We start from the raw sequence: 20,837 nt of genomic DNA, 5'->3' as shown, positions 1-20,837 counted from the left end.
CCCTACCGGCGGTCGGGGCCGCAGATTAGTCGTCGGGCCCGCGGTGGGCAACGGCTGTGGACAAGCCGGGGTACGGCCCACCGTCCGCTGTCCACAGGGCACTCCGGTGCCCGTCGGACCTGCCTAGCGTCAGCGCGTCGATGCCGATCGTCCACGGGGGTGTGGTCATGACCGATGAGCTGTTCGCCGTCCGGCCGGAGGAGCTGCGGGAGGTCGCCGGTGCGCTCGACGACGAGGCGCACCGGTTGGCGCTGGGCCTCGCCAGGGTGCCCGGGTTGCTGGTGGTCGCGCCCGAGTGGCGGTCCGGTGCGGCGCTGGCCGGGCTGGAGGCGGCGGGGCATGCCTGGTTCTGCCGGCTGGGTGCCCGGGTCGCGGCGACCTCCGGTGGGGTTCGGGCGGCGGCCGAGGCGTACGAGACGGCGGACGACCGGGCCGCCGGCCGGTTCGCCGCGCTGCCCCGGTGAGCGAGGTCGCCTACCGGCAGTTGTGGGCGGCCGATCCGGGTGGTTGGCGGTCCGCCGGGGTGGCCTGGGCCGGGCTCACCGGGCCGGTCGACAAACAGGTCGGCGAGTTGGGCGCGGCTGGCGCGCGGCTGCGCAGCGGCTGGTCCGGTGCGGCGGCCACGGCGGCGGATGCGCAGTTCGCCGGTCTCGGTGCGGAGCTGGCCTCGATCACACCCGCGCTGATCGAGGTCGACCAGGTGCTGGCCGAGCTGGCGGGCCGACTGACGGTGGCGAAGGCACGGCTCGCGGCGGCGGTCGCCCAGGCGGACGCGGCCGGGCTGATGGTGGACCGCGCGGGCGGGGTGCACGTCGATCCCACCCGGGTCCGGCCCACCGAGCGGGCCGGCGTGGCGGCGGCCCGGGTGGCGGCGGCCCTGCGCGACGCACTCGACGGGGCCGGAGCGGCAGATCGGTTCGCCGCGGACCGCCTGGACGAGCTGACCCGGGCCGCCGGTTCGGGTTGGGCATCCCCGCCACCGCCGGGTCGGCCGGCGGCCGGCGCCGCACCGACGCTGGTCCGCGCCTGGTGGTCCGGGTTGACGTCGGCGCAGCGCCGGTGGCTGATCGGGCACGAGAGTGCGTTCGTCGGCCGGTTGGACGGGGTGCCGGTGGCCGCCCGGGACCAGGCCAACCGGCTGCGGCTCGGGGTCTGGCGCGCGGAGTTGCTCGCGGAGCGGCGGCGGTTGCTGTCCCGGGTGCCGCCGGGGCCGCTCACGTCGCTGCGCCTGCACGGGGTGGCCGGGCGGTTGGCCGGCCTGGAGGCGTTGGCCGGGCGGCTCACGGCGGGCGGGGAGCCGCGGGCCTATCTGCTCGGGTTGGCTACGGCCGGCGAGGGCCGGACGGTGCTCGCGCTCGGCGACCCGGACCACGCCGACCGGGTGCTCACCTACGTGCCGGGGATGGGTTCCGGGCTGGAAGACGCCCCCGGTGAGGTGGGCAGGGCGGCGCGGGTGCTGGACCGGTGCGTCGCGCTCGCCCCGGGTGAGCGCAGCGCGGCGGTGCTCTGGTTGGACTACGACGCCCCGGATCTCGTGACCGACGCGGCTTCGGCGGGCCCGGCACGCGATGCCGGCCCGGCGTTGCACCGCTTTCAGGAGGGGCTGCGGGCCACCCACGAGGGGCCACCGGCCCGGCAGACAGTGCTGGGGCACAGCTACGGGTCACTGGTGGTGGGGACGGCCGCCCGGGAGCACGGGCTGGCCGCCGACGCGCTGGTCTTCGTCGGCTCGCCCGGGGTCGGCGCGTCGCACGCCGCCGAGCTGGGCGTGCCACCTGGTGAGGTCTGGGCGAGCAGGGCACCCGACGACGTGATCCGCGCCGCCCGCCCGGTGGACGAGCTGGGCCGACGCGCCCTGTTCAGTGTGGCCCCCCTGGCCGTCGGGTGGGGCTGGTCCGACCGCACCGGGCACGAGCTGTGGTTCGGTCACGACCCGTCGGATCCGGGCTTCGGCGGTCGGGTCTTCGGCAGTGGGCGAGGCGGGCACAGCGGTTACTGGGACCCGGGCAACCCCGCGCTGGACGGGATGGCCCGGGTCGTGCTGGGGCGTTGAGCTGCCTACTCGACGGTGACCGACTTGGCCAGGTTGCGGGGCTGGTCCACGTCGTGCCCACGGGCGTCGGCGATCTCGGCGGCGAGCACCTGCAACGGCACAGTGGTGACGAGCGGGGCCAGCAGCGTCGGCGTACGCGGCACGTAGATCAGGTGGTCGGCGTACCGGACGACGGCCTCGTCGCCCTCTTCGGCGATCACGATGGTCCGCGCGCCACGGGCCCGGACCTCCTGGATGTTGGAGACGACCTTGTCGTGCAGCATGCCCCGGCCGACCGGCGAGGGCACCACGCAGATCACCGGCGTGCCCTTGTCGATAAGCGCGATCGGACCGTGCTTCAGCTCGCCGGCCGCGAAGCCCTCGGCGTGCATGTACGCCAGTTCCTTGAGCTTCAGCGCGCCCTCCAGCGCCACCGGGTAGCCGACGTGCCGGCCGATGAACAGCACTGTGGGTTCGGATTTCAGGTCCCGGGCCAGTTCACGGACGGGCTCGATCCGGTCGAGCAGCTCCCGCAGCTTGCCCGGGATCTCCTGCAACTGCGCGACCACCGCGCCCACCTCGTCGGCGAACTTGATCCCACGCACCTGGGCCAGGTGCAGGCCGATCAGATAGCAGGCGACGACCTGGGTGAGGAACGCCTTTGTGGACGCAACGGCGATCTCCGGCCCACCGTGGGTGTAGAGCACCGCGTCCGACTCGCGGGGGATGGTCGAGCCGTTGGTGTTGCAGATTGCCAGCACCCGGGCCTTCTGCTCCTTGGCGTGGCGCAACGCCATCAGGGTGTCCATCGTCTCGCCGGACTGGGAGATCACCACGATCAGCGTGGACCGGTCGAGCACCGGGTCGCGGTAGCGGAACTCGCTGGCCAGCTCCACCTCGCAGGGGATCCGCGTCCAGTGCTCGATGGCGTACTTGGCGACCAGGCCGGAGTGGTACGCCGTGCCGCAGGCCACGATGAAGATCTTGTCGACGTCGCGCAGGTCCTGGTCGCTGAGGCGGACCTCGTCCAGGGCGATCTCACCGTTCTCGGTGAGCCGGCCGAGCAGCGTGTCGGCGATGGCCTGCGGCTGCTCCTCGATCTCCTTCAGCATGAACCAGTCGTAGCCGCCCTTCTCGGCCGACGAGGAGTCCCAGTCGATGTGGAAGTCCTTGCCGGCGGCGGGCTGACCGTCGAAGTCGGTGATCTCGATGCTGTCGGCGGTGATCAGCACGATCTGGTCCTGGCCCAGCTCGACCGCTTCCCGGGTGTGCTCGATGAACGCGGCCACGTCGCTGGCCAGGTAGTTTTCCCCGTCGCCCCGGCCGACCACGAGCGGCGAGTTGCGTCGGGCACCGACGACCGCGCCGGGCACTGCGGCATCGACGGCGAGCAGCGTGAAGGCACCTTCCAGCCGCTGGCAGACCACGCGCATGCCGGCGGCGAGCAACTGCGGGCTGTCCGGTTGGCCGGCGGCACGCAGGTCGGCCAGCGCGGCGGAGAGCAGGTGCGCGGCGCACTCGGTGTCGGTGTCGCTCGTGAACTGGACACCGTCGGCCTCCAGTTCGGCGCGGAGCCTGGCGAAGTTCTCGATGATGCCGTTGTGGATCACCGCGACCCGCCCGTCGCCGGCGACGTGCGGGTGGGCGTTGCGGTCGGTCGGGCCGCCGTGGGTGGCCCACCGGGTGTGTCCGATGCCGGTGGTGCCGTCACCGATGCCGATCGGGCTGGCTGCGCAGGAGGTGGGGTCCTCGGCGGCCCGCTCGGAGAGCACCTTCTCCAGGTTGGCCAGCTTGCCGGCCTTCTTCTCGGTGAGCAGTTGGTCGTCGCAGACGATTGCCACGCCCGCCGAGTCGTAGCCGCGGTATTCCAGTCGCCGAAGCCCGTCGAGGACGATGCCGAGAGCGGGGCGTGCGCCCGCGTATCCCACGATTCCACACATGGCCCGCAGCCTAACCCAGTTTCGCTCACCATGGGTGCGCGAAAGTCGGGTTATCAAACACGGAATCTGAGCGATCGGTGGTGGACGGGTCGCAACGGGACGAGCGTCACAGCCCGGTCGGACCCGCCCGGGACAGGTGGGGTTGCGGCACGCCTTCGGGTACGAAAGTCTCTCGGCGGGTTCGGCGCGCCTGCCCTCGGCCCGTTCGTCTCATACCCGATCCTGTCCGGAGCAGCCATGTCCGACGCGCCGCCGCCCGACCCGTCCCCCTCCTCCCCCTCGGACCCGGCACCCAGCCCACCGCCGTCGGATCCGACGGCGCCGCCGTCCTCGGCTCCGCTCCCGGCACCCGACCCGCTCGCGCCGGGCCAGCCGTGGGCACCACCGGCTCCCTGGACGCCCACACCCTGGGCGCCGCCCCCACCCACTACCGAGTGGACGCCACCCCCACCGTCGAGCGAGTGGACGCCGCAACCGCCCGACGCCGCCGACCCGACCCACGCCGGTTCGCCCCCGCAGGCCGGCTGGCCGCCGCACGCCGGTTCGCCGCCGCACGCCGGCTGGCCGCCGCCCACCGGCTGGTCCCCGCCGCCCGGGGAGGCACCGCCGGCCGGATGGCAGCCGTCAGCGGGTTGGCCGCCGCCCGGCTATCCGCCGCCGTACGGCTACCCCGGCTACCCGCAGCCCGGCGGCGGCCGGAGCACGAACACCGGCCGGATCGTCGGGATCGTCGTCGCGATCTTCGTGGCGCTCGTCGTGCTCGTCTGCGGTTGCCTCTGCGCGGCTGGCTTCCTGGTGGACGAACCCGGCTCGGCGCCGGTCAACGACGAGCCGTATGTCGTTCCCGACGGTTGGGCCGCACCCGACACCCGTGCGCCGGTAGCAGGCCTGGGGTTCAGCCTGCCGTGGTCGTAGGCTGGCGCAGGTGACGAGCACCGATGTCGACCCGCTGGTGGCCCGGATGCGGCCGTTCGGCACGACGATCTTCGCCGAGATGTCCGCCCTCGCCGTGCGCACCGGCGCGATCAACCTCGGCCAGGGTTTCCCGGACACCGACGGCCCACCGGAGATGCTGGCCGCCGCCGCCGAGGCGCTGCGCGGCGGGCAGAACCAGTACCCACCCGGCCTGGGGATTCCCGCGCTACGCGCGGCGGTCGCGGCCCATCAACTGCGGTTCCACGACCTGGCGTACGACCCGGACCGCGAGATCGTGATCACCGCCGGCGCGACCGAGGCGGTCGCGGCGAGCATCCTCGCGCTCTGCGAGCCGGGCGACGAGGTGGTCTGCTTCGAGCCGTACTACGACTCGTACGCCGCCTCGATCGCGCTGGCCGGCGCGGTCCGGCGGCCGGTGACCCTGCGCCCGACCGCCGACGGCCGGTACGCCTTCGACCCGGCGGCGTTGCGCGCGGCGTTCAACCCCCGCACCCGTCTGGTGCTGCTCAACTCGCCGCACAACCCGACCGGCAAGGTCTTCACCCCGGCCGAGCTGGCATTGATCGCCGAACTGTGCCAGCAGCACGACACGTACGCGGTCACCGACGAGGTGTACGAGCACCTGGTCTTCACCGACGCGGCGAGCCCGCACGTGCCGCTGGCCACCCTGCCCGGGATGCGGGAGCGGACGCTGCGCATCTCGTCCGCGGGCAAGACGTTCTCCTGCACGGGTTGGAAGGTCGGCTGGGCGAGCGGCCCGGCGGCCCTGGTCTCGGCGGTGCTGCGGGTGAAGCAGTTCCTCACCTACGTCAACGCCGCGCCGCTGCAACCGGCGGTCGCGGTGGCGCTGGCCCTGCCGGACGACTACTACACCGGTTTCCGCGACGGGCTCCAGCGGCAGCGTGACCAGCTCGTGGGTGGTCTCACCGACGCCGGGTTCGAGGTGCTCGGCTCGGAGGGGACGTATTTCGTGACCGCCGACGTGACCGCGCTCGGCGGGCGGGACGGGGTGGAGTTCTGCCGTTCCCTGCCGCAGCGTTGCGGGGTGGTGGCGGTGCCCACCCAGGTCTTCTACGACGACACCGACGCCGGTCGGCGACTGGTCCGTTTCGCCTTCTGCAAGCGCCCCGAGGTGCTGGCCGAGGCGGTCATCCGGCTGCGCGCGCTGCGCCGCTGATCCAGCCGGTCGGCCGACCGGCGGTGGAGCTGTGAGGTGCGGCTCCACCGCGTCCAACCGGCCTACGAGGTGGCGGGGCTGGCGGTGCGGACCTGCTCGGCGATCCGTTCGGCGATCAAGCGGGCGCTCTCTTCGGTGGCGGCCTCGACCATCACCCGGACCAGCGGCTCGGTGCCCGACGGACGCAGCAGCACCCGCCCGGTCTCGCCCAGCTCCGCCTCGGCCCGCTCGACTTCGGCACGGACGGCCGGGGCGGCGGCACCGACGGTCCGGTCGCCGACCGGCACGTTGATCAGCACCTGGGGCAGTTTGGTGACCACCGAGGCCAGCTCGGCGAGGGACTGGCCGGTGGCGGCCATCCGGGCCATCAGGTGCAGGCCGGTGAGCACTCCGTCGCCGGTGGTGGCGTGCGCGGGCATGACGATGTGACCGCTCTGCTCACCGCCGAGCGCCAGCCCGGACGCGCGCAGGGCCTCCAGGACGTACCGGTCGCCGACCTTGGTCTCGATCAGCCGGATGCCCTGTGCGGACATCGCCAACCGCAGGCCGAGGTTGCTCATCACTGTCGCGACCAGAGTGTCCTGGGTGAGCGTGCCGGCGTCCCGCATGGCCAACGCGAGGATCGCCATCACCTGGTCGCCGTCGACCTCCTCACCGTCGGCGCTGACCGCCACGATCCGGTCGGCGTCGCCGTCGTGCGCGATGCCCAGGTGGGCGCCGTGCTCGACCACTGCCTCGCGCAGCGCCTCGATGTGGTTGGAGCCGCACTCGTCGTTGATGTTCAGGCCGTTCGGCTCGGCGTGGATCGCGATGACCTCCGCGCCGGCTTCCCGGTAGGCGACCGGGGCGACCTCGGCGGCGGCGCCGTTGGCGCAGTCGACAACGACCTTGATCCCGTCCAGCCGGTGCGGCACCGCTCCGACCAGGTGCTGGACGTAGTGGTCGGCACCGTCGAGCAGGTCGTGCACCCGGCCGATGCCGGCGCCGGTCGGCCGGTCCCAGGCGGTGGTGGCGTTGGCCTCCACGGCGGCCTCGATCTGCATCTCGATCTCGTCGGGCAGCTTGTGGCCACCGGCGGCGAAGAGCTTGATGCCGTTGTCGGGCATCGGGTTGTGTGACGCGGAGAGCACCACGCCGAGGTCGGCCTTGGCCTCGGCCGTGAGGAACGCCACCGCCGGGGTGGGCAGCACGCCGACCCGCACCACGTTCGCACCGGCACTGGTCAGGCCGGCGACCACTGCGGCTTCCAGCATCTCGCCGCTGGCCCGGGTGTCCCGGCCGACGACGGCCAGCGGCGGGTGGCTGCGGTCCGTCTCGGCGAGCGTGTGCGCGGCGGCCACCGCCACCGCCAGTGCCAACTCCGGGGTGAGATCCGCGTTTGCCCGCCCGCGTACGCCGTCCGTGCCGAACAACCGACCCATACCCGCCAACCTCCGTGGTGCGCTGCCGATGTGCAGAAAGCGAAACGGCCGGCCGCCTCCCCGAGTCCAGGGGAGGCGAACCGGCCGTCCGTCAGAAGTACAACGCGCTTGAGAAGATCAGCGCTTCGAGTACTGGGGAGCCTTACGGGCCTTCTTGAGGCCGTACTTCTTGCTTTCCTTGACCCGGGCGTCCCGGGTGAGGAAGCCGGCCTTCTTCAGGGCCGGGCGGTCATCGGGCTCGTTGACGATCAGCGCCCGCGCGATGGCCAGCCGCAGCGCACCGGCCTGGCCGGTGGTGCCGCCGCCACGCAGGTTGGCGATGACGTCGAACGCCTCGGGCTTCTCGGCGGTGACCAGCGGGTCCTTGATGAGCTGCTGGTGCACCTTGCTCGGGAAGTACGCCTCAAGGTCGCGGCCGTTGCAGGTGATCTTGCCGGTGCCCGGGACGATGCGGACCCGGACGATGGCCTCCTTGCGGCGGCCCACGGTCTGGATCGGCCGGTCACCACGAGGCGCGCGGGCAACGGGCGCCGGCGCCTCGGTGGCCTCGGGGGCTTCCGGGGCGACCTCGGTCTCGATGATGTCGGTCATGCTGCTTCCTTCGCCCGCGCTCACTGCGCGATCTGCTTGATCTCGAACGGCACCGGCTGCTGCGCGAGGTGCGGGTGCTCGGCACCGGCGTAGACCTTCAGCTTCTTGATCAGCTGACGGCCGAGCTTGTTGTGCGGGAGCATCCCCTTCACAGCCAGCTCGATGGCCCGCTCGGGACGCTTGGTCAGCAGCTCGTCGTAGCCGATCTGCTTCAGACCACCCGGGTAACCGGAGTGGCGGTAAGCGACCTTGGTCTGGCGCTTGTTGCCGGTCAACGCAACCTTGCCCGCGTTCACGATGACGACAAAGTCGCCCGTGTCGACGTGCGGCGCGAAAGTCGGCTTGTGCTTACCACGCAGCAACGTGGCGGCGTGGGTGGCCAGGCGGCCCAGCACGACATCAGAGGCGTCGATGACGTGCCACTGACGCTCGATCTCACCCGGCTTCGGGCTGTACGTACGCACAGGTCTACCTTGTCTCGTCGTCGGTCTGGGGTCGCGCGCCGAGGTGACCAGATCTTGCAGGCCGGACCAGCGCGCACGAACGACCAAGCGTACCTGATAGGGCACGCCTCTGGATGTCGTACAACAGCAGGCAACGATACCCGGCGCGGTGTCCGCAGGTCAAAACGGGGGTGCCGTCGCCTCCGGCGACCCGCCGGTGGTGGTCCAGCTCACACGCCGGCGAGCCGATCGGTGCCCGGACGACGATAGACCACCCAGGTGACCGCGAAGCACAGCGCGTACCAGCCGATGAAGGCCAGGTAGGCGGCGTCGGCGTTGCCGGAGCTGAGGAACGACTGCCGGAACGCGACGTTCACCAGCACCCCACCGGAGGCCCCGATCGCACCCGCGATGCCGATCAACGCGCCGGTCATCCGCCGCGCCCAGCGGGCGGCGGCCTCCGGGTCGCGACGACCGTCGGCCACCGCGTCCGCCGCCCGCGCCCGGAAGATCGCCGGGATCATCTTGTACGTGGAGCCGTTGCCGATGCCGGAGAAGACGAAGAGGGCGAGGAACCCGGCCAGGTAGAGCCCGAACGAGCGCTCCCGGGCCGCGTACAGCACCAGGCCCGCGCCGGCCGCCATGGCGACGAAGTTCCAGAAGGTCACCCGGGATCCACCCAGCCGGTCGGCGAGGTGCCCGCCCAACGGCCGGATCAGCGAGCCGACGAGCGGGCCGAGGAAGGTCAACCAGGCCGCGTCGACCGGGGTGGGGAACCGCTCGGCGAACTGGAGTTGGAGCACCTGACCGAAGGCGAAGCCGAACCCGATGAACGAGCCGAAGGTGCCGATGTAGAGCAGCGACATGACCCAGGTGTGCGGGTCACGGGCCGCCTCGCGCAGCGCGCCCGGCTCGTTGCGCGCCCCGGGCACGGTGTCCAACCAGCGGGCCGCGGCCAGCGCGGCGAGCACGATCAGCGGCAGGTAGACCGCCGGGACCAACCGGGGGTACGCGGCACCGGCGGTGGCGAGCACCGCCAGCCCGACCAGTTGCACAGCTGGTACGCCGAGATTGCCGCCACCGGCGTTGAGCCCGAGCGCCCGCCCCTTGAGCCGCTGCGGGTAGAACAGGTTGATGTTCGCCATCGAGGAGGCGAAGTTGCCGCCGCCGACCCCCGTGAGGCACGCGAGCACCATCAGGGTGGAGTAGGACACCCCGGGTTCCAGCAGCACCGTCATCGGCACCGTCGGCACCAGTAGCAGCAGCGCGCTGATGGTCGTCCAGCGCCGCCCGCCGAAGCGGGCCACCGCCAGGGTGTACGGCAGGCGCAGCACCGCCCCCAGCGCGGCCGGCACGGCGGTGAGCAGGAACTTCCCGGCCGGGTCGATGCCGTACGCGGGACCGAGGAAGAGCACAGTCACCGACCAGAGGCTCCACACCGAGAAGCCGACGTGCTCGGCGAAGATCGAGACCCACAGGTTGCGCCGGGCGATCGGGGCGCCCGTCGCCTGCCAGAAGTCGGGGTCCTCGGGACGCCAGTCGTCGAGCCGGCGTCCACGCGCGGTGGCGGCCGGCGGCGCGGCGGTGACTGCGGTGCTGGTGAGCGTGCTCACGGCGGCTCCTCCTCGTCGATGTGACGAGGAGAGACGCTAGGAACACCGGGTTACCTGGCAGTGCCCGTCATGGGTCGGCCCGGAAACGGGGCCCGCACCACGGGCCGGTGGCGATGGTGAGGTGTCAGAGCTGCTGGAGGATGCGCAGTGCGCGGCCGATCCGGGCCATGGTGTCGGTGTCGGCGATGTCCACGCATTCGGTGAACCACTTCTTCATCGGCGAGGAGATGCGGTCGGGCATCACCACGTACCTGCCCATCGACACGGCCAGCGGCGAGTCGCGCAGCAGTGACTCCTCGACCACCTCGACCACGATCACGATGGGCACGTCTGTGGAGTTGTAGACGTCTGAGCTGACCACGAGCCCGAGACGTTCCCGGGCGCCCTCGATGCGCCAGACCTCTCCCCTACGCAGCACGCGGTCGTCCGCCGGAGAGCAGGTCGTTGACCATGCCCACCTCGCGGGCGTCGGCGAGCGCGGCGGACTCCAGGTCCAGGCCGGCGCGGCCCACGGCGGCGGCGTGCGCGGTGAAGACCTCGCGCAGCGCCTTCTCGCGGGCGGCCTGGTCCATCCACGCCGAGAGCGACAGCCCTTCGCGCTTGGCGAACCGCCGCGCCTCTTCGATCGTCTCGTCGGTGAACGAGAGAGTCACCTTGGCAGTCATGCCGCTGAGACTACCCAGCGGTATGACTGCCAGTCATCCGCACGTTCACCGGCTCACCCTCGGCCGTCGAAACGTACATTCCGCCGGCTTACCCGGCCTGGCCGCCGAACACCGCGAAGCGCCACTCCTTGAAGTAGCAGTCGACGTCGACCAGGCCGGCCTCGGTGAGCCACCGGCACTGGTCGGCCACCGTCGCCGGCCGGTCGTGCCGCATCCGCCCCAGGGAGGCGGCGATCTCGTCGGGGGACGCGCCCAACTCGGTGATCCGCTCCAGCCACACCTCGCCGTAGCGCCGGTCCAGCTCGGGGGTCGGGCCGGCGACCTGCTCGGCGTTGACGAAGACCCCGCCCGGCGCCAACGCGGCGGCGGCCCGCCGGTAGAGCGCGCGCTTGCCCGCGTCGTCCAGGTGGTGGATCGCCAACGCGCTGACCACCGCGTCGTACCGGCCCGGCGGCAGCTCGTCGGACAGGTCCGCCAGGACCGTCCGGTGCGGCACCGACCGGGCACTGAGCTGTTCGGTGGCGCGGGCGAGCATCGCCGGCGCACCGTCCACCAGGGTCAGCCGGACCCCGGGCACCGCCGCGGCGAGCAGCAGCGAGAGCAGCCCGGTGCCCGCGCCGAGATCCAACACCTCCGGGGTACGCCCGGCGGCGAGCGCCGCGCGCAGCGGTGGCGCGGCCACCTGGATGGCGGTGCCGTAGAAGGCGTCGAAGCAGGGGATCAGTCGTCGGCGTTCCTCGTCATACGTGCCGGCCACGGCGTTGAAGACGTCTGTAACACTCATCGCACGCTCCCACAGTTTGAGACAGTTTTCCCACATTATAGACCCACTCCCTGGCCGCCGGCAGCTCCGAGTCGGCTGTCCGGGCGAGGTCTCCGACCGGAGTGGCTTGTGCTGGTGAGTCCCACCACCGCGCTCGCTGCCTCGGTGCGCTGTGAGCCCCACTTGACAGGACCGAAACAGAAGGGACCCGGACCGGAAACTGCCCGACGGCACGCTTTGCCGACATGACAGACGGTGCACGGTCCGCGACTCGACCTGGGGGCACACCCCGGCAGGTGGCGACGCACTGCCCGTACTGCGCGCTTCAGTGCGGCATGGTGCTCCGCGAGGACGACACCGGGGTGACGGTCCACCCCCGCCAGTTCCCCACCAACCGGGGCGGGCTCTGCCAGAAGGGTTGGACCGCCGCCGACCTGCTCGACCACCCGGAGCGGCTGACCACTCCCCTGGTACGCGACAGCGCCACCGGTGCGCTGCACCCGGCGAGTTGGGACACCGCCCTCGACCGGATCGTCGACGGCATCCGCGCCGTCCAGGCCGACGCCGGCCGGGACGCGGTCGCCGTCTTCGGTGGCGGCGGCCTGACCAACGAAAAGGCGTACGCGCTGGGGAAGTTCGCCCGGATCGGGCTCCGCACCCGGCACATCGACTACAACGGACGGTTCTGCATGTCCTCGGCGGCCGCCGCCGGGATGCGCGCCTTCGGCATCGACCGTGGGCTGCCGTTCCCCCTCTCCGACCTGGGCCGGGCCGACACGCTGCTGCTTGTCGGCGCGAACCCGGCGGAGACCATGCCGCCGCTGGTGCGCTGGCTCACCGAGCAGCGCGGCAACGGCGGTCGGCTGATCGTGGTAGACCCCCGGGTCACCGCCACCGCCCGCCAGGCCGACCTGCACCTGCAACCACTGCCCGGCACCGACCTCGCTGTGGCAAACGCGCTGCTGCACATCGCGCTCACCGAGGGTTGGGTCGACCGGGCGTACGTGGCCGACCGCACCTCCGGTTTCGAGGCGGTCCGTCGGAGCGTCGCCGCCTGGTGGCCGGCCCGCGCGGAGCAGCTCTCCGGAGTGCCGGTGGCCGATCTGGAGGCGACCGCCCGCGCGTTGGGTACCGGCGGCCGGGTGATCATCCTTACCGCTCGTGGTGCCGAGCAGCACGCCAAGGGCGTGGACACTGTCACCGCGTACGTCAATCTCGCTCTCGCCCTCGGGCTGCCCGGCCGCGACGGTTCGGGGTACGGCTGCCTCACCGGCCAGGGCAACGGCCAGGGCGGGCGGGAGCACGGGCAGAAGGCCGACCAACTCCCCGGCTACCGACGGATCGACGACCCGATGGCCCGCGAGCACGTGGCAGGCGTCTGGGGCGTGCCGGCCGACGAGTTGCCCGGCCCGGGAGTGCCTGCCTACCAACTGCTCGACTCGCTCGGCACACCTGACGGCCCCCGGGCGTTGCTGGTGTTCGGCTCGAACCCGGTGATCTCCGCCCCCCGGGCGGCCCGGATCGAGAGCCGGCTGCGCGACCTCGACCTGCTTGTCGTCGCCGACCTGCTGCTCTCCGAGACGGCCGCGCTGGCGGACGTGGTGCTACCCACCGCGCAGTGGGCCGAGGAGGACGGCACCATGACCAACCTGGAGGGTCGGGTGCTGCGCCGACGCGCGCTCCGCCCGCCCCCGCCGGACGTCCGGACCGACCTGGCCATCATCTCCGACCTGGCGGCCCGGCTGGCCACCGCCGAGCAGACCACGGCAGCGCGGTTCCCCGCCGACCCGGCTGTCGTGTTCGCCGAGCTGCGCCGCGCCTCGGCCGGCGGGGCCGCCGACTACGCCGGGATCAGCTGGGCCCGGATCGACGACGCCGACGGCGTGTACTGGCCCTGCCCGACCGAGGACGGGCCGGACACCCCACGGTTGTTCGCCGACCGGTTCGCCACCCCGGACGGCCGGGCCCGGTTCCACCCCGTCGACCACCGACCGGCCGCCGAGGAGGTGAGCGCCGCGTACCCGCTGCACTTCACCACCGGCCGGGTGCTCGCCCAGTACCAGTCCGGCACCCAGACCCGCCGGGTGGCCGCGCTGCGCCGCGCCGCCGGTGAGGCGTTCGTCGAGCTGCACCCCGACCTGGCCGCCCGGCTCGGCGTCGACGACGGCGACCCGGTGCGAGTCACCTCACGGCGCGGCGAGTTGTGCGCCCCGGCCCGGCTCAGCGCCGGGATCCGACCGGACACGGTCTTCGCCCCGTTCCACTACGCGGGGGCCGGGCGGGCCAACTCGGTGACGAACGACGCGGTGGACCCGATCTCCGGGATGCCGGAATTCAAGATCTGCGCGGTTCGGGTGGAGAAGGCATGACCGCCCGGGTGGTCATCATCGGCAACGGCATGGCCGGTGCCCGCCTCGCCAGCGAGCTGCACGCCCGCGAAGGCGACCGGAAGGTCACGGTGCTCGGGGCGGAGCCGCACCGGGCGTACAACCGGATCATGCTCTCCACCCTGCTGGCCGGCCGGGTCGACGAGCCGGACGTGGAGCTGACCGAAGCCGCCGGCCATGGCATCGACCTGCGCACCGGGGTGACGGTGACCGCCGTCGACAGGTCCGCCCGGGAGGTCCGCACCGCCGACGGCGAACGGATCGCCTACGACCACCTGGTGCTGGCCACCGGCGCCCGAGCGGTGGTGCCACCCCTGCCCGGCCTCGACCCGGCCGACCTGCCGGAGCGGGTGGTGCCCTTCCGGACCCTCGACGACTGCCGGCGGATCATCGCTGCGGCGGACGGCGCGCGCAGCGCGTTGGTGCTCGGCGGTGGTCTGCTCGGCCTGGAAGCCGCCCGTGGGCTGGCCACCCGGGGGCTGGCCACGACCGTGGTGCACCCGCGCGGGCACCTGATGGAACGCCAGCTCGACCCGGCCGCCGGTGCGGTGCTCGCCGGCACGCTGGCCGGTCTCGGCGTCACCAGCCACCTGGCGGTACCGGCGACCGGCGTGGCCACCGACGCCACCGGCGTACGCCTCGATCTGGCCGACGGTCAGACGCTGCACGCCGATCTGCTGGTGCTCTCCTGCGGCGTCCGCCCGGACACCGCCCTCGCCCGGGCGGCCGGGCTGGACGTCGGACATGGCGTGCTGGTGGACGATCGGCTCCGGACCAGCGACAGGTCCATTTCGGCGATCGGCGACTGCGCCGAACACGACGGGGTGCTCACCGGGCTGGTCGCACCCGCCTGGTCCCAGGCCCGGGTGCTCGCCGACGTGCTGACCGGGACGGATCCGCTGGCCCGGTACCGGCCCCGGCCGGTGGTGACCCGGCTCAAGGCTGCCGGGATCGACCTGGCCTCAATGGGCGACCCGATCGGCGGGCCGGGCGAGGAACTGACCTTCGCCGACCCGAGCCGGGGCACGTACGCCCGGTTGCGGATCAGGGACGAGCGACTGGTCGGTGCGATCCTGCTCGGCGACAACCCGGCCGTCGGCACGGTGATCCAGCTCTTCGACCGCGGTCACCCGGTGCCGACCGACCGACGGGCGCTGCTGCTGGGCCGGGCGCTCGGCCCGGCGGCCGCGGCACCTGCCGCGTCACCGGCACTGATGCCGGACGGGGCGACGGTCTGTCAGTGCAACTCGGTGAGCAAGGGCGCTCTGGTGCGCAGCTGGCGCTCCGGAGCCCGGACTGTCGACGCGGTGGTGGCCGCGACCCGGGCCGGCACCGGCTGCGGCGGTTGCCGCGACGCGGTGGGCGGCATCGTCGATTGGCTGAGCCAGTCGGAATCGGTGGAGGTGACGCGATGAACGGCGGCGAACTGGTCGTCATCGGCAACGGCATGGTCGGGCAGCGTTTCGTGGACGCGCTGCACGCCCGCGACCCGCAGGGGCGCTGGCGGGTGACAGTGCTGGCCGAGGAGGGGCGTCCGGCGTACGACCGGGTGCGGCTCTCGGCGTACTTCGACGGGGTGAGCGAGGACGAGCTCAACGTGCACACCCCGCACGCCGGGGTGCGGCTGCGCCTCGGTGAGCCAGCCACCTCCGTCGACCGGGACCGGCAGGTGGTGACCACCGCCGCCGGCGAGTACCACTACGACGCGCTGGTGCTGGCCACCGGGTCGTACCCCTTCGTGCCGCCGGTGCCCGGTGCCGAGCTGCCCGGGGTGTTCGTCTACCGGACCCTTGACGACCTGGCGGCGATCCGGGCGTACGCGCAGGGTCGGCGGGTCGGCGCGGTGATCGGCGGCGGGCTGCTCGGCCTGGAGGCGGCGAACGCCCTGCGGCTGCTCGGCCTGAGCACCGACGTTGTCGAGTTCGCGCCCCGGCTGATGCCCGTGCAGGTGGATCAGGCCGGTGGTGCGATGCTCCGCCGCTACGTCGACGACCTGGGTGTCCGTACCCACCTCGGGGTGGCCACCACGGCGATCCGGCCCGGCCCGGACGGCGCGGTCGCCGCCCTGGAACTGTCCGCCGGCAGCGCGGTCGAGGCCGAGCTGGTGGTGGTGGCCGCCGGCATCCGGCCGCGCGACGAGCTGGCCCGGACGGCCGGCCTACCGGTGGGGCCGCGCGGTGGGGTGCTCGTCGACGAGACGTGCCGCAGCACCGACGAGCGGATCTGGGCGGTCGGTGAGTGCGCGGCTGTCGACGGCACCTGTCACGGCCTTGTCGCGCCCGGGTACGCGACCGCCGAGGTGGTCGCCGACCGGCTGGTCGGCGGCGCGGCGACGTTCCCGGGCGCGGACACCGCCACCAAGCTCAAGCTGCTCGGCGTCGACGTGGCCTCGTTCGGTGACGCACACGGCACGACCGCGGGCTGCCTGGACGTCACGTTCACCGATCCGGCCACCCGGGTCTACGCGAAGCTGGTGCTCTCCGACGACGCGCACACCCTGCTCGGCGGGGTGCTTGTCGGCGACGCCAGCGCGTACCCGACGTTGCGGGCCAGCGTGGGTGGCCCGCTGCCGGCAGCGCCACTGGCGCTGCTCGCCCCGGACGGCGGCGGAGCGGACGCGGGCGCGTTGCCGGCCACCGCCCAGGTCTGCTCCTGCAACGCGGTGACCCGTGGCGACGTGGACGCCGCCATCGCCGACGGCTGCGCGGACGTGCCGGCGTTGAAGGCGTGCACGAGGGCCGGCACCAGTTGCGGCTCCTGCGTGCCGATGCTCAAGCAGCTGCTGGACGCGGCAGGGGTGGTGCAGTCCCGCGCGCTCTGCGAGCACTTCGACGTCAGCCGGCGGGAGCTGTTCGAGATCGTCCGCGTACGCGGCATCCGCACCTTCTCCCGGCTGGTCGCCGAGCACGGTCGGGGGCGCGGCTGCGACATCTGCAAGCCGGTGGTGGCGTCGATCCTCGCGTCGCTGGGCAGCGGGCACGTGCTCGACGGTGAGCAGGCGTCCTTGCAGGACACCAACGACCACTTCCTGGCCAACCTGCAACGCGACGGCAGCTACTCGGTGGTGCCCCGGATCCCGGGTGGTGAGATCACCCCGGAGAAGCTGATCGTGATCGGCGAGGTCGCCCGGGACTTCCAGCTCTACACGAAGATCACCGGCGGGCAGCGGATCGACCTGTTCGGGGCGCGGGTGGAGCAGCTGCCGCAGATCTGGCGGCGGCTGGTGGACGCCGGCTTCGAGTCCGGCCACGCGTACGGCAAGGCGCTGCGGACTGTGAAGTCGTGCGTGGGCGAGACCTGGTGCCGGTACGGAGTGCAGGATTCGGTGGGGTTAGCCGTCGCGTTGGAGCTGCGCTACCGGGGGCTGCGCGCCCCACACAAGATCAAGTCGGCGGTCTCCGGTTGTGCCCGCGAGTGCGCCGAGGCCCGCAGCAAGGACTTCGGCATCATCGCCACCGAGACCGGCTGGAACCTCTACGTCGGTGGCAACGGCGGCTTCCGGCCCCGGCACGCCGACCTGTTCGCCACTGATCTTTCGACAGAGGCACTGATTCGAATAATCGATAGATTTTTGATGTATTACATCCGCACCGCCGACCGGCTGCAACGCACCGCCGGCTGGATCGAGGCGATGGACGGCGGCCTCGACCACCTGCGCTCGGTGATCGTGGACGACTCGTTGGGCTTCTGCGAAGAGTTGGACGCGGCGATGGCCCGGCACGTGTCGTCGTACTCCGACGAGTGGCGCGACGTGCTCGACGACCCGGATCGGCTGCGCCGCTACACCTCGTTCGTAAACGCTCCGGACGTGCCCGACCCGTCGATCACCTTCGCACTGGAACGCGGCCAGCCGGTACCCGTACGCGACCATCCCACGACCGGACCCGAGCCGACGAACGGTCGGCGTCGGCAACCGGTCACCCTCGGCCTACCGGAGGTACGGCGATGACCCAGACCCTCACGTCGACCTGGACGACCATCTGCCTTTTCGACCGGCTGGAACCGGACCGGGGCGTGGCCGCCCTTGTCGACGGCGTGCAGATCGCCCTGTTCCGGACCGCGGACGAGCTGTTCGCCATCGACAACCGCGATCCGGTCTCCGGGGCGTACGTGCTGTCGCGGGGCATCGTGGGCAGCCGTGGCGGGGTGCCCACTGTCGCCTCACCGCTGCACAAGCAGGTGTACGACCTGCGCAGCGGACAGTGCCTCGACCTGCCGGGGGTGGCAGTGGGCCGGCACGACGCGCGCTGCCGCAGCGGGCTGGTCGAGGTACGGCTACGACAGGAGGGTTGATGCGGGAAGAACTGGCCGGCTTCACCATCGGGGTGACCGCCGACCGGCGGCGCGACGAGTTGGCGGCGCTGCTCGAGCGGCGGGGCGCCCGGGTGGTGCTCGCCCCGGCGTTGCGGATCGTGCCGCTCTCCGACGACACCGAGCTGCGCGAGGCGACCCGTGCCTGCCTCAACCAGCCGCCGGACATCCTGATGGCGAACACCGGCATCGGCATGCGCGGGTGGCTGGAGGCGGCCGAGGGCTGGGGGCTGGCCGAGCCGCTGCGCTCGGTGCTGGCCAGCTCGTACGTGGTGGCCCGGGGGCCGAAGGCGCGCGGCGCGATTCGTGCGGCCGGGCTGCACGACCAGTGGTCGCCGGCATCGGAGAGCTGCGACGAGGTCGTCGACCACCTGCGCCGGCGCGGTGTGGCCGGGCAGGTGATCGCCATGCAGCTCCACGGTGAGCGGCAGCCCGACTGCACGCTGGCCCTGGAGGCGGCCGGTGCCACGGTGATCGAGGTGCCGGTCTACCGGTGGGCACCGCCGACCGACCCGGCACCACTGCACCGGTTGATCGACCTGATCACCGGCCGGTTGGTGGACGCGGTGACCTTCACTTCGGCGCCCGCGGTGGAGGCCCTGCTGCGCACGGCCGGGGACCGTACCGACGCGGTGCTGTCCGCGTTCCACGCTGACGTCCTGGCCAGCTGCGTCGGCGCGGTGACCGCCGAACCGCTGCTGCGGCGCGGGGTGCCGGTGACTGCGCCGGGCCGGGCCCGGCTGGGCGCGCTGGTGCGGACCATCGTCGACGAGCTGCCCCGCCGGACCGTGACGTTCAAGGCCGGTGGGCACCTGCTCACGCTGCGCGGGCACGCCGCCGTGATCGACGGCGAGTTGCGGCCACTCGCCCCCGCCCCGATGGCGGTGTTGCGGGCGCTCGCCCAGTCTCCCGGCCGGGTGCTGTCCCGTACCGCGCTGCTGCGGACGTTGCCCCGGGGCGCGGACGAGCATGCGGTGGAGATGGCGGTGGCCCGACTCCGGGCCGGCCTGCGCGCGCCGCGCGTGGTGCAGACCATCGTGAAGCGCGGCTACCGGCTCCGGGTCGACTGACGCGTCACGGCCGGGCTGTTTGCGCCGGCCGTGACGCGACCCATCAGCCGACCGGCGTGGGGAAGCCCCGCCCGTGCTCGGCCTGGAGCCGCAGCATCGCGTGCTCGACGACCGTCACCAACACCTGCTTTACCGAATCCCGGTGCCGGGCGTCGGTCATCACCAGCGGCACCTGCGGCGAGATGGCCAACGCCTCGCGGACCTCATCCAGCTCGTACTGGGGAGCACCGTCGAACCGGTTGAGCGCCACCACGTACGGCAGGTTGCGGTTCTCGAAGTAGTCGAGCGGAGCGAACGCGTCGGTGATCCGGCGCGTGTCCACAAGCACTGCGGCACCCACCGCACCTCGGATGATCTCGTCCCACATGAACCAGAACCGGGTCTGGCCCGGGGTACCGAAGAGGTACAGGATCAGGTCCTGGGCCATGGTGATCCGGCCGAAGTCCATGGCGACCGTGGTGGTCTCCTTGCCCGGCACCTTGGACGGGTCGTCGATGCCGACACCCGCCGCGGTCATCAACGCCTCGGTGGTCAGCGGCGTGATCTCGGAGATCGCCCCGACCAGTGTTGTCTTGCCGACGCCGAAGCCGCCCGCGACGACAATCTTCGCGGAGACGATTCCCCGGCCTGGCCGCCCCCCAGCGGGGTCATAGCCTGCGAAGTCCACTTAGCACCCTTCCAAGCAGTTCCATCCGCTCCTCGAACCCCTCGGCGGGAGCAGCAGTGTGTAACGTCAGCAGGCTCTCGGCCACCATGTCGGCGACCAACACCCGGGCGACGCCAAGCGGCATCCGGGTGTACGCGGCGATCTCCGCCAGCGACTGTGCGCGGCCCTCACAGACCGTGGCGATGCGGTGCTTGTCGTGCCCGGCGAAGCGGGACTCGGCAACCTGGGTGGGGGACGCGGTGAGGACGGCCTCGAGGGCGATGTCCTGACGAGGTTCGGTGCGACCACGGGTGACCGCGTACGGACGCACCAGCGCGCCACGCGGGTCAACGCGCCGTTGGTCCATCCCCGATCACCTCCCCGTCCACTGTAGAGCCCGCCAACGCTACCTTTCGTCCCTGCTTCGGCGCACGCCCCGAGCGCCGCCTTCCGGTGCTAGGAGCGCACGGCGTCACGCGGCAGCGGCACCAGCGCGGCACCGACCCGCTCGACCAGCAGCGCCATCTCGTAGCCGACCTGGCCCACGTCACAGCTGCGCGCGGCCAGCACGGCCATCGACGACCCGTCGCTGATCGACATCAGGAAGAGGTACCCGCTGTCCATCTCGATGACTGTCTGCAACACCCCACCCGCGCTGAACATCCGGGCAGCGCCCTCGGTCAGGCTCACCACACCGGAGGTGATCGCGGCGAGCTGGTCGGCCCGGTCCCCCGGCAGATCCCGGGAGGACGCGAGCAGGAGCCCGTCGGCGGACACCGCCACCACGTGGGCGATACCCGCCACGCTGTCGGCGAAGTTGGTGAGCAGCCAACCCATGTCCT

The 20,837-nt window shown here is 72.4% G+C and carries 20 protein-coding genes; 9 read left to right on the top strand and 11 right to left on the bottom strand.

From position 1 onward, the window contains the following. Window positions 1-167 precede the first annotated feature (167 nt). Window positions 168-464 (top strand): type VII secretion target, encoded by a 297-nt coding sequence (locus tag AB0B85_RS02915; RefSeq protein ID WP_357402899.1) that lies wholly within the window; start codon window positions 168-170, stop codon window positions 462-464. Next, window positions 461-2,053 carry an alpha/beta hydrolase gene (locus AB0B85_RS02910; RefSeq protein WP_357402897.1) on the top strand — a complete coding sequence of 531 codons (1,593 nt, stop codon included), beginning with the start codon at window positions 461-463 and terminating at the stop codon, window positions 2,051-2,053. Before AB0B85_RS02915 ends, AB0B85_RS02910 begins: the two co-directional genes overlap by 4 nt. Window positions 2,054-2,058: 5 nt before the next feature. On the opposite strand, the gene glmS is transcribed toward AB0B85_RS02910, so the two are convergent. Next, window positions 2,059-3,972, bottom strand: a complete 1,914-nt coding sequence (glmS, locus tag AB0B85_RS02905) for a glutamine--fructose-6-phosphate transaminase (isomerizing) (RefSeq protein ID WP_357402895.1) — start codon at window positions 3,970-3,972, stop codon at window positions 2,059-2,061. A gap of 237 nt (window positions 3,973-4,209) precedes the next feature. Here glmS and AB0B85_RS02900 point away from each other — a divergent pair, with 237 nt between their 5' ends. After that, a complete protein-coding gene (locus tag AB0B85_RS02900) occupies window positions 4,210-4,887 on the top strand; it encodes a hypothetical protein (protein WP_357402892.1) in 678 nt (225 codons plus the stop codon). A gap of 10 nt (window positions 4,888-4,897) precedes the next feature. Continuing rightward, window positions 4,898-6,085, top strand: coding sequence for a pyridoxal phosphate-dependent aminotransferase (locus AB0B85_RS02895; RefSeq protein WP_357402890.1), 1,188 nt, complete (start codon window positions 4,898-4,900; stop codon window positions 6,083-6,085). A 62-nt stretch (window positions 6,086-6,147) separates the two neighbouring features. On the opposite strand, the gene glmM is transcribed toward AB0B85_RS02895, so the two are convergent. From glmM to AB0B85_RS02860, 7 genes are all read right to left on the bottom strand, one after another. Next, window positions 6,148-7,506, bottom strand: a complete 1,359-nt coding sequence (gene glmM, locus AB0B85_RS02890) for a phosphoglucosamine mutase (protein ID WP_357402888.1) — start codon at window positions 7,504-7,506, stop codon at window positions 6,148-6,150. 117 nt (window positions 7,507-7,623) lie between these two features. Beyond that, complete coding sequence (rpsI, locus tag AB0B85_RS02885; RefSeq protein WP_357402886.1) at window positions 7,624-8,097, bottom strand: 30S ribosomal protein S9; 474 nt, start codon at window positions 8,095-8,097, stop codon at window positions 7,624-7,626. A 20-nt stretch (window positions 8,098-8,117) separates the two neighbouring features. Then, window positions 8,118-8,561 (bottom strand): 50S ribosomal protein L13, encoded by a 444-nt coding sequence (rplM, locus tag AB0B85_RS02880; RefSeq protein WP_053653864.1) that lies wholly within the window; start codon window positions 8,559-8,561, stop codon window positions 8,118-8,120. Between the two features lie 209 nt (window positions 8,562-8,770). Further along, window positions 8,771-10,153 (bottom strand): nitrate/nitrite transporter, encoded by a 1,383-nt coding sequence (locus AB0B85_RS02875; RefSeq protein ID WP_357402884.1) that lies wholly within the window; start codon window positions 10,151-10,153, stop codon window positions 8,771-8,773. Window positions 10,154-10,277: 124 nt separating this feature from the next. Then, window positions 10,278-10,571, bottom strand: coding sequence for a type II toxin-antitoxin system PemK/MazF family toxin (locus tag AB0B85_RS02870; RefSeq protein ID WP_357402882.1), 294 nt, complete (start codon window positions 10,569-10,571; stop codon window positions 10,278-10,280). Beyond that, window positions 10,561-10,818, bottom strand: coding sequence for a DUF6364 family protein (locus tag AB0B85_RS02865; protein ID WP_088950199.1), 258 nt, complete (start codon window positions 10,816-10,818; stop codon window positions 10,561-10,563). Before AB0B85_RS02865 ends, AB0B85_RS02870 begins: the two co-directional genes overlap by 11 nt. Before the next feature lie 88 nt (window positions 10,819-10,906). After that, window positions 10,907-11,602 (bottom strand): methyltransferase domain-containing protein, encoded by a 696-nt coding sequence (locus tag AB0B85_RS02860; protein WP_357402880.1) that lies wholly within the window; start codon window positions 11,600-11,602, stop codon window positions 10,907-10,909. A gap of 224 nt (window positions 11,603-11,826) precedes the next feature. Here AB0B85_RS02860 and AB0B85_RS02855 point away from each other — a divergent pair, with 224 nt between their 5' ends. Genes AB0B85_RS02855 through AB0B85_RS02835 form a run of 5 tightly spaced genes read left to right on the top strand, consistent with a single transcriptional unit; the run spans window position 11,827 to window position 19,349 of the window. Beyond that, window positions 11,827-13,950 (top strand): molybdopterin oxidoreductase family protein, encoded by a 2,124-nt coding sequence (locus AB0B85_RS02855; protein WP_357402878.1) that lies wholly within the window; start codon window positions 11,827-11,829, stop codon window positions 13,948-13,950. Further along, complete coding sequence (locus AB0B85_RS02850) at window positions 13,947-15,383, top strand: FAD-dependent oxidoreductase (RefSeq protein WP_357402876.1); 1,437 nt, start codon at window positions 13,947-13,949, stop codon at window positions 15,381-15,383. Before AB0B85_RS02855 ends, AB0B85_RS02850 begins: the two co-directional genes overlap by 4 nt. Beyond that, on the top strand, window positions 15,380-17,917 hold the full coding sequence (nirB, locus tag AB0B85_RS02845) for a nitrite reductase large subunit NirB (protein WP_357402874.1): 2,538 nt from the start codon (window positions 15,380-15,382) through the stop codon (window positions 17,915-17,917). The genes AB0B85_RS02850 and nirB overlap by 4 nt, the downstream gene beginning before the upstream one ends. Then, on the top strand, window positions 17,914-18,261 hold the full coding sequence (gene nirD, locus AB0B85_RS02840) for a nitrite reductase small subunit NirD (RefSeq protein ID WP_357402872.1): 348 nt from the start codon (window positions 17,914-17,916) through the stop codon (window positions 18,259-18,261). Before nirB ends, nirD begins: the two co-directional genes overlap by 4 nt. After that, window positions 18,261-19,349 carry a uroporphyrinogen-III synthase gene (locus tag AB0B85_RS02835; RefSeq protein ID WP_357402870.1) on the top strand — a complete coding sequence of 363 codons (1,089 nt, stop codon included), beginning with the start codon at window positions 18,261-18,263 and terminating at the stop codon, window positions 19,347-19,349. The genes nirD and AB0B85_RS02835 overlap by 1 nt, the downstream gene beginning before the upstream one ends. Window positions 19,350-19,392: 43 nt before the next feature. Here AB0B85_RS02835 and AB0B85_RS02830 read toward each other — a convergent pair whose 3' ends face one another. The 3 genes from AB0B85_RS02830 to AB0B85_RS02820 all read right to left on the bottom strand — a co-directional run. Further along, on the bottom strand, window positions 19,393-20,016 hold the full coding sequence (locus AB0B85_RS02830; protein WP_357402868.1) for an ATP/GTP-binding protein: 624 nt from the start codon (window positions 20,014-20,016) through the stop codon (window positions 19,393-19,395). Then, entirely contained in the window at window positions 19,997-20,362 is a 366-nt protein-coding gene (locus AB0B85_RS02825) for a DUF742 domain-containing protein (RefSeq protein ID WP_151488101.1), read from the bottom strand. The genes AB0B85_RS02830 and AB0B85_RS02825 overlap by 20 nt, the downstream gene beginning before the upstream one ends. Before the next feature lie 89 nt (window positions 20,363-20,451). After that, on the bottom strand, window positions 20,452-20,837 hold a 386-nt coding region (locus AB0B85_RS02820; protein WP_357402865.1), incomplete at its 5' end, for a roadblock/LC7 domain-containing protein.

Origin of the sequence: Micromonospora sp. NPDC049044 (assembly GCF_040649215.1) — a bacterium.
Classification (GTDB): domain Bacteria; phylum Actinomycetota; class Actinomycetes; order Mycobacteriales; family Micromonosporaceae; genus Micromonospora.
This window is presented reverse-complemented; position numbering and strand designations above follow the sequence as displayed.

What these genes read in the sequence shown, in the direction of transcription:
- AB0B85_RS02915 (WP_357402899.1), top strand. Translation starts at nt 168, where the DNA reads ATGACCGATGAGCTGTTCGCCGTCCGGCCGGAGGAGCTGCGGGAGGTC.
- glmS (WP_357402895.1), bottom strand. Translation starts at nt 3,972, where the DNA reads ATGTGTGGAATCGTGGGATACGCGGGCGCACGCCCCGCTCTCGGCATC.
- AB0B85_RS02900 (WP_357402892.1), top strand. Translation starts at nt 4,210, where the DNA reads ATGTCCGACGCGCCGCCGCCCGACCCGTCCCCCTCCTCCCCCTCGGAC.
- glmM (WP_357402888.1), bottom strand. Translation starts at nt 7,506, where the DNA reads ATGGGTCGGTTGTTCGGCACGGACGGCGTACGCGGGCGGGCAAACGCG.
- rpsI (WP_357402886.1), bottom strand. Translation starts at nt 8,097, where the DNA reads ATGACCGACATCATCGAGACCGAGGTCGCCCCGGAAGCCCCCGAGGCC.
- AB0B85_RS02865 (WP_088950199.1), bottom strand. Translation starts at nt 10,818, where the DNA reads ATGACTGCCAAGGTGACTCTCTCGTTCACCGACGAGACGATCGAAGAG.
- AB0B85_RS02860 (WP_357402880.1), bottom strand. Translation starts at nt 11,602, where the DNA reads ATGAGTGTTACAGACGTCTTCAACGCCGTGGCCGGCACGTATGACGAG.
- AB0B85_RS02855 (WP_357402878.1), top strand. Translation starts at nt 11,827, where the DNA reads ATGACAGACGGTGCACGGTCCGCGACTCGACCTGGGGGCACACCCCGG.
- AB0B85_RS02850 (WP_357402876.1), top strand. Translation starts at nt 13,947, where the DNA reads ATGACCGCCCGGGTGGTCATCATCGGCAACGGCATGGCCGGTGCCCGC.
- nirB (WP_357402874.1), top strand. Translation starts at nt 15,380, where the DNA reads ATGAACGGCGGCGAACTGGTCGTCATCGGCAACGGCATGGTCGGGCAG.
- nirD (WP_357402872.1), top strand. Translation starts at nt 17,914, where the DNA reads ATGACCCAGACCCTCACGTCGACCTGGACGACCATCTGCCTTTTCGAC.
- AB0B85_RS02835 (WP_357402870.1), top strand. Translation starts at nt 18,261, where the DNA reads ATGCGGGAAGAACTGGCCGGCTTCACCATCGGGGTGACCGCCGACCGG.
- AB0B85_RS02825 (WP_151488101.1), bottom strand. Translation starts at nt 20,362, where the DNA reads ATGGACCAACGGCGCGTTGACCCGCGTGGCGCGCTGGTGCGTCCGTAC.